This is a genomic window from Nostoc sp. CCY0012 (genome assembly GCF_963920855.1).
Lineage (GTDB): Bacteria > Cyanobacteriota > Cyanobacteriia > Cyanobacteriales > Nostocaceae > Cyanocohniella.
On the sequence record NZ_CAWUDM010000133.1, the window covers coordinates 1 to 14,100 of the forward strand.

13 protein-coding genes and 1 pseudogene are annotated in these 14,100 nt (G+C 42.3%); 8 read left to right on the top strand and 6 right to left on the bottom strand.

The window, feature by feature from the left end; translation table 11 throughout:
• The 3 genes and pseudogenes from ACM0OS_RS25380 to ACM0OS_RS25390 all read left to right on the top strand — a co-directional run.
• Positions 1–97: pseudogene (locus tag ACM0OS_RS25380) on the top strand (photosystem II protein D2); the annotation flags it as partial.
• Positions 81–1,469 (top strand): photosystem II reaction center protein CP43, encoded by a 1,389-nt coding sequence (gene psbC, locus ACM0OS_RS25385; protein ID WP_414545951.1) that lies wholly within the window; start codon positions 81–83, stop codon positions 1,467–1,469. The pseudogene ACM0OS_RS25380 and the gene psbC, both read left to right, overlap by 17 nt.
• 179 nt (positions 1,470–1,648) lie before the next feature.
• Positions 1,649–1,834 carry a PCP reductase family protein gene (locus ACM0OS_RS25390; protein WP_414545952.1) on the top strand — a complete coding sequence of 62 codons (186 nt, stop codon included), beginning with the start codon at positions 1,649–1,651 and terminating at the stop codon, positions 1,832–1,834.
• A 133-nt stretch (positions 1,835–1,967) separates the two neighbouring features.
• On the opposite strand, the gene ACM0OS_RS25395 is transcribed toward ACM0OS_RS25390, so the two are convergent.
• Entirely contained in the window at positions 1,968–2,804 is an 837-nt protein-coding gene (locus ACM0OS_RS25395; RefSeq protein ID WP_414545953.1) for an SWIM zinc finger family protein, read from the bottom strand.
• A 41-nt stretch (positions 2,805–2,845) separates the two neighbouring features.
• On the bottom strand, positions 2,846–6,088 hold the full coding sequence (locus ACM0OS_RS25400; RefSeq protein ID WP_414545954.1) for a DEAD/DEAH box helicase: 3,243 nt from the start codon (positions 6,086–6,088) through the stop codon (positions 2,846–2,848).
• Between the two features lie 119 nt (positions 6,089–6,207).
• Between ACM0OS_RS25400 and ACM0OS_RS25405 the strand changes: the two genes are divergently transcribed.
• The 5 genes from ACM0OS_RS25405 (at position 6,208) to ACM0OS_RS25425 (ending at position 11,994) form a co-directional block, all read left to right on the top strand.
• Complete coding sequence (locus ACM0OS_RS25405) at positions 6,208–6,753, top strand: N-acetyltransferase family protein (protein WP_414545955.1); 546 nt, start codon at positions 6,208–6,210, stop codon at positions 6,751–6,753.
• A 101-nt stretch (positions 6,754–6,854) separates the two neighbouring features.
• On the top strand, positions 6,855–9,011 hold the full coding sequence (locus ACM0OS_RS25410; protein ID WP_414545956.1) for a polyribonucleotide nucleotidyltransferase: 2,157 nt from the start codon (positions 6,855–6,857) through the stop codon (positions 9,009–9,011).
• A 131-nt stretch (positions 9,012–9,142) separates the two neighbouring features.
• A complete protein-coding gene (locus tag ACM0OS_RS25415; RefSeq protein WP_414545957.1) occupies positions 9,143–9,568 on the top strand; it encodes a hypothetical protein in 426 nt (141 codons plus the stop codon).
• Between the two features lie 69 nt (positions 9,569–9,637).
• A complete protein-coding gene (locus tag ACM0OS_RS25420; protein WP_414545958.1) occupies positions 9,638–11,704 on the top strand; it encodes a tetratricopeptide repeat protein in 2,067 nt (688 codons plus the stop codon).
• Between the two features lie 53 nt (positions 11,705–11,757).
• Entirely contained in the window at positions 11,758–11,994 is a 237-nt protein-coding gene (locus ACM0OS_RS25425; RefSeq protein ID WP_414545959.1) for a hypothetical protein, read from the top strand.
• Positions 11,995–12,059: 65 nt separating this feature from the next.
• On the opposite strand, the gene ACM0OS_RS25430 is transcribed toward ACM0OS_RS25425, so the two are convergent.
• From ACM0OS_RS25430 to ACM0OS_RS25445, 4 genes are all read right to left on the bottom strand, one after another.
• The gene (locus tag ACM0OS_RS25430; RefSeq protein WP_414545960.1) at positions 12,060–12,419 is read right to left on the bottom strand and encodes a hypothetical protein; all 360 of its coding nucleotides are present in this window, start codon (positions 12,417–12,419) and stop codon (positions 12,060–12,062) included.
• A complete protein-coding gene (locus tag ACM0OS_RS25435) occupies positions 12,416–12,748 on the bottom strand; it encodes a DUF433 domain-containing protein (RefSeq protein ID WP_414545961.1) in 333 nt (110 codons plus the stop codon). Before ACM0OS_RS25435 ends, ACM0OS_RS25430 begins: the two co-directional genes overlap by 4 nt.
• A 143-nt stretch (positions 12,749–12,891) precedes the next feature.
• Positions 12,892–13,347: a DUF29 domain-containing protein gene (locus ACM0OS_RS25440; protein ID WP_414545962.1), complete on the bottom strand. Its 456-nt coding sequence runs from the start codon at positions 13,345–13,347 to the stop codon at positions 12,892–12,894.
• 153 nt (positions 13,348–13,500) lie between these two features.
• Entirely contained in the window at positions 13,501–13,713 is a 213-nt protein-coding gene (locus ACM0OS_RS25445) for a hypothetical protein (protein WP_414545963.1), read from the bottom strand.
• Positions 13,714–14,100 lie beyond the last annotated feature (387 nt).

Below are 14,100 nucleotides of genomic sequence, written 5' to 3' on the forward strand. Positions count from 1 at the left end.
GAACGAGGGTATCCGCGCTTGGATGGCTCCTCAAGATCAGCCTCACGAACAATTTATATTCCCTGAGGAGGTTCTACCTCGTGGTAACGCTCTCTAATAGACCGAATGTCTTAGGCGGCGGACGTGACCAAGAATCTACAGGTTTTGCCTGGTGGTCTGGTAACGCTCGTCTCATCAACTTATCTGGTAAACTGCTTGGCGCTCACGTTGCCCATGCTGGTTTGATCGTATTCTGGGCCGGAGCGATGACTTTGTTTGAAGTCGCTCACTTCATTCCTGAAAAGCCCATGTACGAGCAGGGCTTGATCCTGCTTCCTCACCTCGCTACTTTAGGCTGGGGTGTTGGTGCTGGTGGTGAAGTCATCGACACCTTCCCCTACTTTGTTGTTGGTGTACTCCACCTAATTTCTTCAGCTGTGCTGGGTTTTGGTGGTATTTATCATGCCGTTCGTGGCCCAGAAACCTTAGAAGAGTATTCTTCCTTCTTTGGTTATGACTGGAAAGACAAGAACAAAATGACCAACATCATCGGCTTCCACCTAATCATCCTCGGATGTGGTGCGTTGCTATTGGTGCTGAAAGCAATGTTCTTCGGCGGCGTGTATGATACCTGGGCCCCTGGTGGTGGTGATGTTCGTGTGATTACGAACCCAACACTAAACCCAGCAGTCATCTTCGGTTATTTGATCAAGTCCCCCTTCGGTGGCGAAGGCTGGATTGTCAGCGTCAGTAACATGGAAGATGTCATCGGTGGTCACATCTGGGTTGCCCTAATCTGTATTGCTGGCGGTATTTGGCACATCTTCACCAAGCCTTTTGCATGGGCGCGTCGTGCGTTCATCTGGTCTGGTGAGGCTTACCTCTCCTACAGCTTGGGTGCATTGTCCTTAATGGGCTTTATCGCCTCCTGTATGGTTTGGTACAACAACACCGTTTACCCCAGTGAATTCTTTGGCCCCACTGGCCCTGAAGCTTCTCAAGCGCAAGCTTTGACCTTCTTGATTCGTGACCAACGCTTAGGTGCTAACGTTGGTTCTGCACAAGGCCCTACAGGTCTAGGTAAATACCTCATGCGCTCTCCAACTGGTGAAATCATCTTCGGTGGTGAAACCATGCGCTTCTGGGATTTCCAAGGCCCTTGGTTAGAGCCTCTACGTGGGCCTAACGGTCTTGACCTAGATAAAGTTAAGAACGACATTCAGCCCTGGCAAGCACGTCGTGCTGCTGAATACATGACCCACGCACCTTTGGGTTCCTTGAACTCTGTGGGTGGAGTTGCTACCGAAATCAACTCCTTTAACTATGTATCTCCTCGCGCTTGGTTGGCTACCTCTCACTTCGTGTTAGGTTTCTTCTTCCTCATTGGTCACTTATGGCACGCTGGACGCGCCCGTGCTGCTTCTGGTGGTTTTGAGAAAGGTATCAACCGCGAAACTGAGCCAGTTATGTTTATGGATGACCTTGACTAGGCTTAAAGTTTTTTTTCATCACTGACAATCAAATGCTTTTTTTGCCCTTGTGTAAAAACAGGGGCTTTTTTTATATGTTATTGCATATGACACAATCAAAGATATAACATAGCCCACTAAAAGCCATGATAGATGACATGATTTATGGTCATCTGTGATTACATGAAGGTATCAATATAATGAGTGATTCAAATTTTACAGATGCTTTGCGATGGACAGTAGAAGCTCAGTCCAAGTTAAAAAAGATTCCCTTTTTTGCCCGTTCCCAAGCTAAAGCCCGAATTGAACAGATGGCACGTCAAGCAGAAAAAGAGGTGGTGACAGCCGATTTAGTTGAACAAGCTAGACTTGAGTTTGGACAATAAAACTTGTTTGAATGAGGACTTATGCAAGAACTCTCGAAAACTCTGATGATTTTGCGTAAGTCCTGTGAATAAATTTTTGCCAACATGGATTTCCTGACTTTTGATCAGGAGAACATCAGCAAAATATCCTGAGTTAGCTTTCTCCCACATTCATAGCTGATAACATAGCTTGCTGACTTACCTGTTTGTAAACAGTATCTAAATACTTCATCACCACATCACTAACAGGTAAATTCGTTAAGTTTTCTTCCGTTTTAGCTAAGGGAATTGATCCTAATACATCTAATACTGTTTCGCTACTTGATGACGCAATCACTACCAAGGAAGACTCTAGTGGTTCATGATATTGCCAGAAATCAGCAATATTTATAATGTCTTTATGGGGTAAAGCAGGCTGTTCAATATTTGTGACTTCAAGTGTAGTAACTTCAACTTTAGCACCGCGTAAATGACGTAAATCGCTAATAATTTGCTCTTTAGTAAGTCCGCGCAATTGAAATAGTACAAATGGGTCTTCACTGAAGCGATCGCCTAACTGATAATACACCGCTCCAATATGTTTACAGGGGTTGGCTTTATCAGGACAAGAGCATTTGCTATGAACATCTGAAAGTGTAAAGGGAAACAAAGATAGACCATTTTTTGTAAATACTTCTTCGATATTTTGCGGCATTTCTCCAGCTAATAATTTGGCTGCAAAAATAGCCTTTTGGGACATGGTTTCAATGACATAACTCCATTCTTCCTCACTAAAATGATCAAGGGAAAGAGAAACTTTATAAGGTTCTACTTCACTACCTTGTACTTTAGCTAATACCTTGGCACCTTTAAACTCAATGCTGAGTACATTGCCCTGACGAGAATAGTTTCGCGCACGTTCTAAACGCTTTTTAAAACGATAAGCATCTAGTAATTCTAGCCATTTTTGTGACCACCATTCACGGCTTGCTTGTAGAGTTTCATTAGTCATAATTTGTAATTTTTAATTCCCTAGTCCCTAGTTCCCAGTCCTTAATCTTCTTCAATTACCGCACTACGATCAAGTAATAGCAAATTACGCAGTTGGTCTGTATCCATTTCAGTTAACCACTCTTCACCTGCACCTACTACTTGTTCAGCTAGTTGTTTTTTACTTTCAATCATGTCATGAATTTTTTCCTCTAATGTCCCAGTGCAAACAAATTTATGCACCTGGACATTCCGGGTTTGTCCAATGCGAAATACTCTGTCTGTGGCTTGATTTTCTACGGCGGGATTCCACCATCTGTCAAAGTGGAATACGTGATTAGCCCTGGTTAAATTTAGTCCCACTCCACCTGCTTTTAAAGACAGAATCATAATTGGCGGCCCTTGGGGATCGTGTTGAAAACGGTCGATCATTTCGTCACGTTGTTTCTTACTGGTACCGCCATATAAAAACAAGATTTCGCGCCCTAGTTTTTGTTCTAAATGTGGTTTTAGTAATTTACCCCATTCCGCAAATTGGGTAAAAATTAAAGAGCGTTCTGGGCCAGCATCACCTTCTGCTAAAACTTCGTCTAACATTTCTTCTAGCCGCTGGAGTTTGCCTGAATGATGTTCTGCTAAGGAGTTGGCTTTTAAATACTGGGCTGGGTGATTACAGATTTGTTTGAGTTTGATTAATAACCCTAAAATCATTCCTCGACGTTGCAATCCTTCGGCCGATTCAATTTCTGCCAAAGATGCTTCTACTACTTGTTGGTAAAGCGCCCCTTGTTCGGCAGCTAAACCACAAAATATTGTCATTTCTTGCTTTTCTGGCAAATCTTGAATAATTTCCCGATCTGTTTTCAGGCGACGCAAAATAAACGGTTGCACTAAACCACGCAATTGATTTAAAGAAGCTGTATCACCATATTTCTCAATTGGCATGGCAAACCGTCTTTGGAAAAATTGCCGATTACCTAAATAACCAGGATTGAGAAAATCCAAAATAGACCACAGTTCTTGTAGTCTATTTTCTACTGGTGTTCCTGTTAAAGCAACACGAAATGTGGCTTCTAATTGTCTGACTGCTTGTGATTGTTTGGCTTCAGAATTTTTCACATTCTGGGCTTCATCTAATACAATTATTTGCCAATAAACGCCCTGTAATGATTGAATATCTCGATGAATTAGTGAGTAACTAGTAATTACTACATCGTGTTTTGTGGCTGCGGTAACAAATGCCTTACCTTTAGCACGTTTATCACCGTGGTGCTGCAAAACTTTCAAACTTGGTGCAAATTTTTTAAACTCCCGTTCCCAGTTGCTTAAAACAGAAGTTGGACACACTAACAATGTAGGATTTTCTAGTGCATCCTGTTCTTTGAGGTGGAGGAGGAAAGCAATAAACTCAATGGTTTTGCCTAGTCCCATATCGTCAGCCAGACAAGCACCCAAACCCCATTGTTCTAAAAAAGACAGCCACGCTGCACCACGTTCTTGATAAGGACGTAACTGTCCTTGAAAACTGGCGGGTGTGGGTAAAGGGGCGATCGCCTGGTTATTTGATAGGGCCCCAATCAACTCTTGTAAGGCTCCAGATGCCTCAAAACTAACTACAGGTAACTTTTCAATCACCTGGGTATCTCCCGTACTCAGACGCAAAGCATCTTCCAAGGAAAGTGCCATTTGGTCTTTGCGAGAGGTAAAAAATGATTGTGCTGTTTTAATATCTTGCGATCGCAACTCTACCCACTCACCGTTAATTTCCACTAGGGGGCTATTCAAAGCCACAAGTTTATTAAACTCGGTTTTAGAAATAGTTTGCCCACCAATGGCCAATTCCCATTGAAAATTCAACAGACTTTGTAAACCCAAACGTCCTGACTTTTTGTTTTGGGTTTCCGCGCTAATTTTTAAACCTAAACGATTCGCCCATCCTTCACGGTTCGCCAAACTCGGAGGTAAAATAACCCCCAAACCACTATCTTCCATCCGCCAAGCTACAGCTTTGATGAACTCATAAACTTGTAATGGATTGAGATGGCAAAATTGTGGATATTCTGTTTCCAAACTAGGAGCCAGAACTGGATACAATCGGGAAGCTAAACCCAATCCCCGCAATAACGTTTCTTGTGGCTGGTCAATGGTGCGATTTTGATAAACTAATTGCTCAACAGGATTTTGCCAAATTGTGGCTGCATCTACTAAAAACTGGGGATCATCTGCGGCCTGGAGAAAATACGCCAAGATCCAATGGGATTCTTCCGACTCCGGAGGCCGCAGTTGAAAAGTGGTGCGAAATAATGCCTTCCCTGTTAGTTGGTATTGCAAAGGCATAGTCCAAGCTTTCAGCGCCCCTTCCAGCCGTTCCACTTCCATTGCATCTGCATTAACTGTGTGAGATTCACTCGCTAAACCCTGCAACCACTGTCGCACCCCACCTGGCAAAGATGCCATCATTCTCGGTTCCATTACAGGTTGAGAACCCATCATCTCGCGCACTTGGGCATCTATTAAACTATTGAGAAATCCCAGCAATAATTCCTGCGGTGATTGAGGTAAGTCCAGATAAATTAAAGATTGCTCATCCCCACTCCCACCTTCTTGCTGATAAGTACGACAAGCCAGAGGCATATTTGCGGCAAATTTTTCTAGGCGCGTTCCATCTACAGCACTATCTAACAGGACTTGCCATTTGGCAGCTATGGACTGATCTGATTGTCTGTTGATAGTTGGTAAAAACTTACACCGGGCAATTAAATCCAAACTCCAACGGGAAACTTGTGACCAAAAGCGTAAATCTCCACCCAAAAAAGAACTTTCTGCTTTAGCAGCATTTAATGGCAAAGAAGTCAGAAATTTCATGGCTTCACTGGGGTTGAGACAAAAACCCTCAATTCGCCACGGTTGTAAGTATTGTGGAGCATTTATTTCTGAACCCGAGCTGCCAGAATGTAAGGGGGAAACAGATACTATTTCTGCTGAACTTTGTTCGGCAATATAAGTTGGTAAAGCAATAATTTGGGATTGTGTGGGCAAGCTTACTTCATTTGCACTGGCAATTTTACGAGTCCTTTTAGTAGCAACGACAGCAGCTTGGGGTTGTTGTATTGATTTAGCAATTTTTATATTCTGAGAACTTAACCACTCGCTCAACTCTGTTCCTGTCATCGCCAAAGGATGTGGTGGTATATCCAGTGATTGAGTTAGATCAAAGCTTACTTGCGAAGAACGCCACGTTTCACCCCAAATAAATAAATAATTATTTTGATTTACTAATAACCAACTACCGTGTAAAATTGCCATTTGTCAACTATTGATATTTTGTTAAATTAAATAATGAAGTGTTTTTTACTAGGAGTAAACTAATTCCATCAAATTTTATAATGTGACCAATAAATCTAATATTATAAAACTGATTAATAATGGAATTGCCATTTTATAAAATTCTCAAAAATGGGTTAGCAGTAGAACTAGATTATATGCATCCTCAAGAGCAGGAGGTAGTAAATTCATTACTAAATCTTGTGATTATTGAAGCTAAAACTTATCCCCAAAATCAACCTTTATCTCAGGCAGAATTTGCAACTTACTGGTTGAACCAAGATGCCTTCGTGGTTAGGGCATCGGTTGAGGATGCTACACACCAGCCAAAAGAGGTGCTAGGGGGATTTTATCTAAAACCCAACTTTCCAGGTCGGTGTAGCCATGTTTGCAACGCTGGTTTTATTGTACAACCAGGATTACGCGGTCAGGGTATAGGGCGGTTTATGGGCGAGGCGATGCTGGAGATAGCAGCAAACCTAGGCTACGAAGGGGTGATGTTCAATTTGGTGTTTGAAACTAATATACCTTCAATTCAGCTTTGGCAATCGTTAGAATTTAAGATCATTGGGCAAATTCCGCGTGCAGTCAAGCTAGCTGATGGGCAAGTAGTAGACGCGCTGATCTTTTATCGCTCTTTGGGTTGAACGACTTGTTCAACTTTGTATGTACTAGAAGTCAGCCTTAGGGCATAAATGTTAGGATTGCCACAGAGAGAGAATAGCGAAAGAGAAGGAAAAAAAACTGAATGGCAGAAGTTGATAAGTCAATATCCTTCGATGGTAGGGATATTCGACTGAAAGTAGGCTTACTAGCTCCCCAAGCTGGTGGGTCAGTTTTGATAGAATCAGGGGACACATCCGTTTTGGTGACGGCTACGCGAGCAAAGGGCAGAGAAGGCATTGATTTTCTTCCCTTAACAGTAGATTACGAAGAAAGACTATATGCCGCAGGTAGGATTCCTGGAGGAATCATGCGGAGAGAAGGCCGTCCACCAGAAAAAACAATTCTTACTAGCCGTCTCATAGACCGCCCCATGAGGCCTTTGTTCCCTTCATGGTTGCGAGATGACTTGCAAATTATTGCTTTTACCCTGTCGATGGACGAGTTGGTACCACCTGATGTCCTAGCTGTGACTGGTGCTTCCATTGCTACCCTCATCGCTCAAATTCCTTTCAATGGGCCAATGGCAGCAGTGAGAGTGGGTTTAGTGGGAGATGATTTCATCATTAACCCCACTTATGCAGAAACCGAAAACGGTGACTTAGACCTGATAGTAGCCGGTTCACCCCACGGTGTAATCATGGTGGAAGCAGGTGCCAATCAGTTGCCAGAGCAAGATATTATCGAAGCAATTGACTTTGGTTACGAAGCAGTGCGAGATTTAATTCAAGCACAGCTAGATTTATTAGCAGAATTGGGTCTGCAAGTAGTGCAAGAAGCACCACCAGAGGAAGACCCAACGCTACAGAATTATATCCGCGATCGCGCCAGCGATGAGATTAAGAAAATTCTGTCTCAATTTGAATACAGCAAAGCCGAACGCGATACTGCTTTGGATGCTGTTAAAGAACAAATTTCCCTGGCGATCGCCGAATTACCAGAAGATGATCAAGTCCGCACTGCTGCAACTGCCAACAGTAAGGCACTTGGTAATACTTTTAAAGACATTACTAAGCACTTCATGCGCCGTCAAATCGTTGACGACAATGTGCGTGTTGATGGTCGCAAACTAGATGAAGTGCGCCCTGTTTCTTGTCAAGTTGGTGTTTTACCAAAGCGCGTTCATGGCAGTGGTTTATTTAACCGGGGACTCACCCAAGTTTTATCCGCTTGCACCCTGGGAACACCGGGAGATGCTCAAAACCTCAACGATGACCTGCAAACAGACCAATCCAAACGCTATTTGCATCACTACAATTTCCCTCCTTTCTCTGTGGGGGAAACCAAACCTATGCGTTTCCCAGGAAGGCGCGAAATTGGTCATGGTGCTTTAGCAGAAAGAGCGCTGATCCCTGTGCTACCGCCCAAAGAACAATTCCCTTATGTGATTCGGGTCGTCTCCGAAGTACTTTCTTCCAACGGTTCCACTTCTATGGGTTCAGTGTGCGGTTCCACCCTTTCGTTAATGGATGCTGGTGTACCCATTCTGAAACCCGTTAGTGGTGCAGCAATGGGTTTGATTAAAGAAGGCGATGAAGTGCGAGTCCTAACAGATATTCAGGGGATTGAAGACTTCTTAGGCGACATGGATTTCAAAGTTGCTGGGACAGACACTGGTATTACTGCCCTGCAAATGGATATGAAAATCTCAGGGTTGTCTTTGGATGTGATAGCCCAAGCTATTCACCAAGCTAAATCAGCCAGGTTGCACATTCTGGAGAAAATGCTTCAGACCATCGAACAACCACGCATAGAAACTTCACCTTATGCCCCACGTCTGCTAACAATCAAGATTGATTCAGACATGATTGGTCTAGTGATTGGGCCTGGAGGCAAAACTATTAAGGGAATCACTGAAGAAACTGGTGCGAAAGTTGACATCGAAGACGATGGTACTGTAACAATTTCGGCGTTGGATGAAAGCAAGGCCAAGAAAGCCCGCAACATCATTCAGGGTATGACTCGCAAACTACATGAAGGTGATGTTTATGTAGGACGTGTGACGCGAATAATCCCAATTGGTGCATTTGTGGAATTTTTGCCTGGGAAAGAAGGCATGATCCACATTTCTCAACTAGCTGACTACCGGGTTGGCAAAGTAGAGGATGAAGTAGCCGTGGGAGATGAAGTTATTGTCAAGGTGCGAGAAATTGACAATAAAGGACGAATTAATCTCACACGTTTGGGTATTCATCCCGATCAGGCGACTGCGGCGCGAGAAGCGGCGGCTGTGAATCGATAAATCGATTGGGGATTTTAGATTTTTTATCTAAAATCCGCTTCGGTCTTAATTAAAAAATGACTAAAGTCGCGGCTATTGAGGAACTGTTAAACTGAAGAACATAAGTATAATCTCGTATTATTACTAAATTTATGGAACCAGTAACCTTGACAGCCGTAGCAACTGCGATCGCTACAATAGTTTTAACTAAAGCCTTAGAAAAAACAGGCGAAAAGCTAGGGGAAGCTGCATTAACAGAAAGTCAGAAATTAGTTAAACAGCTACGCGATAAAAATAAACTCACCTGGTTAGCAGAGAAAAACCCCCAGCCACCGTTAGATTACGGTCAAGCAGTATTAGAATTGAAAGCAGTAGCCGATACAGACACAGAAATTGCCGAATCAGTGCGGGATGTAGAAGCAGCCGCCAACGCTGACCCCCAAGTAGCACCAAAAGTCCAAAAGTTAGCAGATGATATTAACTCACAACCAGCAAGTGTCATCAATTCCACCAAGTTAGCTGAATCGATTAAAAACGTCTTTCAGGGAAATACTTTCAGTGGGACTAATATCTTTTGACTACAGTCGCCCCAAGACAAAGGGGTCAAGTCAAAAGAAATACCGCAAAATTTACCCCTGAGTGGGGTAGTGAAATTTGTCGGACGTGATGAAGAACTGCAAAACCTCCATCAACTTTTGCAGGAAAATAACCAAGTCGCCATTGCAGCAATTGCGGGAATGGGTGGACTGGGTAAAACAGAACTCGCCTTGCAATATGCCAAGAATCAGCGCGAAAACTACAAAGGTGGACTTTGCTGGATACAAGCGAAAGCCGACGATATAGGTGTTCAAGTAATCCAGTTTGCTAGAACTCACCTTGATTTAAACCCACCAGAAGAATTTAATTCATCCGAAAAAATACAATACTGCTGGCGGAATTGGTGTGAGGGTGATGTGCTGTTAGTGGTGGATGATGTCACAGATTACCAGCAAGTCAGACTTTACCTACAGGGCGTATCTTCCAGATTTAAAGTATTGATGACTACGCGCCAAAAGTTGGGTGCATCCATCAAGCAATTATCTTTGGATGTATTACAACCAGATGCAGCATTAGAGTTGTTAAGGTCTTTGCTGACAGAAACACCAGAGCGAATTGAGAGAGAAGATGTAGTAAAACAGTTATGTGAATGGCTGGGTTATTTACCTTTGGGGTTGGAGTTGGTGGGGCGATATCTGGCGCGAACACCGGATTTATCCTTATCAGCAATGATGCAGCGTTTGGAGAAAAAGCGATTAGAACAACCTGCACTTGTCAAGCCAGAAGCCGATATGACAGCACAGTTAGGAGTGCAAGCCGCCTTTGAGTTGAGTTGGCAGGAATTAGCAGAGGATGACAAGCAATTAGGCTGTTTACTCAGTTTATTTGCTGCTGCACCTATACACTGGAACTTAGTAGAAAAGTGCTTACCAGAGAAAGATGAGGATGAGTTAGAGGAAATTAGAGACGATAAGTTAATAAATATGCATTTACTCCAGCGCAAAGGTGAGGATATCTATCAATTACATCCATTGCTGCGGGAGTTTTTTCAGTATAAGCTTACAGGTTTAGAGCAAGCAGAGGAATTTAGGCGATCGCTTTGTCAGGTAATGGTAGCAGTTGCTAAAGAAATTCCTCAGACTCCTACCCTTGAGGAAATTAACGTTGTTTCCCTTGCCATACCTCATCTAGCTGAAGTAGCAGATCATCTCATTCAATACGTCAGTGATAAAGATGTAATTTGGCCTTTCGTCGGCTTGAGTTGTTTCTATAAAGGGCAAGGATTATATACCCAAGCCGAACCTTGGAATCAACAGTGTTTATCAACTGTACAAAACCGCTTGGGAGAAAATCATCCCGATGTCGGCTCCAGTCTCAACAACTTGGCATTACTCTACGATTCCCAAGGAAAGTACGACCAAGCCGAACCCCTGTTTCTCCAAGCTTTAAAACTCGATAAACGCCTGCTGGGAGACAATCATCCCTCAGTCGCCACCAGCCTCAACAACTTGGCATTACTCTACCGCACCCAAGGAAAGTACGACCAAGCCGAACCCCTGTTTCTCCAAGCTTTAGAACTCGATAAACGCCTGCTGGGAAACAATCATACCGATGTCGCCACCAGCCTTAACAACTTGGCATTACTCTACCACACCCAAGGAAAGTACGACCAAGCCACACCCCTGTTTCTCCAAGCGTTAGAACTATATAAACGCCTGCTGGGAAACAATCATCCCTCAGTCGCCACCAGCCTCAACAACTTGGCAGAACTCTACCGCACCCAAGGAAAGTACGACCAAGCCACACCCCTGTATATCCAAGCGTTAGAACTATATAAACGCCTGCTAGGAGAAAATCATCCCCATGTCGCCACCAGCCTCAACAACTTGGCATTACTCTACTATTACCAAGGAAAGTACGACCAAGCCGCACCCCTGTTTCTCCAAGCTTTAGAACTCAGACAACGCCTGCTGGGAGACAATCATCCCCATGTCGCCCAAAGCCTCAACAACTTGGCTAAACTCTACTATTCCCAAGGACGGTATGACCAAGCCGAACCCCTTTTACTCCAAGCTTTGAATATTTTCGAGCAAAGTTTAGGAGGGAATCATCCTAATACTGTGAGAGTGCGTGATAATTTAGCAAATTTGCGTGATTCTCTCAACTCACAACAGTAAGAATTTATCAATCACAGTCATCAATCCAAATAATTTTATTTTTGAGGTAGAAAATGACCATGAAAGTAATTAATGAACAAGAAAATTTACATGAAGTAATGCAAGTTTTACTCACTCACTTAGAACCATCTAAAGTAATGAAGTTTTGGGCAACCTGTAAACTAAGTGAAGGCGATTATTTACAACTGAAAGAAAAGCTGTTTGATCAAGAAACAGTTGCCAGTTTATATGCCAAAATCCAAGACTTTCAGGATGTAGAGAGTAAACAATCTTCAGAATCCAATATATAGTCATTAATCGGAGATAATTATACAGCGATCGCCTGTGGAAATTGAGAGATAATAATAGTGATTGCTTAAAATGGAATCCACTCCAACTGATCTATCCATTCTTCCGCCTCAGTAGTTTCCCAAATTAGCAAAAGTTCTTCCGCTAGTTTTCCTATTGGTATTCTAGGACGTACCCAAAATAATCCCCAGATATGTCCACCTGCTGTCCAATGTGATTCTAAATGAGATGGCATACTAGTACGGTTATCTGTTACTAACAACCGTTGAGATAATTCTAAATAAAGCAATACATCAGGATCTAAAGTTCCTAATGGTGGCGCGTTGCTTTCACCTACACGCAAAATATCTATAGCTGGATTGAGACGGAGAACAGCTATTTTTAAACGTGGAGATAAATTTTCATCAAGTAAAAAACGCACCTTCACGAAGCACTTACCTGTTGATTTCTTCTCTGAGTTTTTAAAGTTCTCATGCGTTGCGCCAAAGGTGAAAGATGAGTAAGAGATTCTTGATAACGCTGTTCACGCCATTTTGCTAACCGTGATAAATAAGCATCAATTTCAGCGCAATTATGTAAATAGTAAGTAATAGTAGCGTGAATTTTTTCTAAACTCAAAGAAGGTAAATTAGCTGCAATTTCTTCTGGCGTATATCCTTCTAAGTAATATTCAAGTACATTATCAATACCGATACGGTGTCCTTTTAGCCGAATATCATCTGGTGATACAAAATCAAAATAATCTTCTAATTGCATTGGTTTACTCCGGAAATAGAGACTTATACAATTGCACCTATTTAAATTATAAATTCACAGGCAATTGCGTAAAACGCACGCTGCGCGAACGCCTAAAATATACACCACGCGCTCATCTTGATAAACATCCATAATACTAAAATTTAGGGTATGAAATATTCTTTGAGAACCTGTTCTAGAGAAAAAGGTGGCTGTTCAGGAAATAGTTCAGAGGAGAGTTGATATTTTCTAATTGTATCTTTTCTTCCATCTGTATAACAGTCTATAAATATATGATTGAGAATAGATTTCAAACTAGGTCTATCGGCAAGAATATACAATATTTGTCTTCGTTGCTCAACCACATTTGTACGCCAACTTCTAGCATTATCATCTTTATCTAAAATCCAAAATTGCAGTTTCAGTAGATTTTCAATTAATACTATTAATCGAGTTTCTAATTCTTTCTTTTCACTCCGACCTATGCTGTCGATTTCTTCAAGCAGATTATCAATATCTAATTGTTCTAGATTTCTCTCTTTTAATAATTTAACAGTGGTTTGTATCCATAAATAAAAATCTTGTTCATATAATGCTTTATTTGTATTAGAGGTAAGCATACAAATTTTTCCTAATTCGATAGGATGATGATTACATTATATAGTGATTTTCAAGAGCGATAAGCCTAACGGCATAGCTACGCTTACCGCGCAGCGTGCGTTTTACGCAATCGTTCATCAGCAAATTGGATTTATTTTGTGTCTGTTGATACTTCAGTATTTGCAGTTAAACCAAAGCCCTGCACTGGATTTGCCAGAGTTGGAGTTGTGGGCGAGAGAAAAAGTTGAGGCGTTGGCTTTCTTTTGTCCAAAGGTGCGCTTGCAGACAAAGATCATGGTGCAGGTTGAAATTAGCTGGCGGTAACGGTGGCGATCGCTTCCGAAATTCTCTTTTCCTAACTCATCAATAATTAGAATTTTTGGCATTGCTGAATTAAGGGACGAATCTTGTAAGATAGGCATTTTACCTGCCCGGAAATATAAGCGATGGCACAGGCGATCGCCCTATTTTCGCCCTTTCTGTACCCTGGGACTGGAATACAGCACAAGATGTCAGCGCCCCAAGAGGGAAAGTCAAAAGTCAAAAGTCAAAAGTATTAAATCCCCCCGCAACGAATGAAACAAACGCATTCATCCCTATGATATGAATAGATAGCCATTCTATAATCCATATCTCAATGTCTCCAGATTTGTTAAAGTCCTTTCAAACAGCCTATCGCAACCTAGAATTACTGCCTTTGTCTCAAGAGAAAGAGTTAAAGCTTAACGGGTGACAAGGCAGTTGAAGATGAGATGTGGCAACAATTTGAGAAA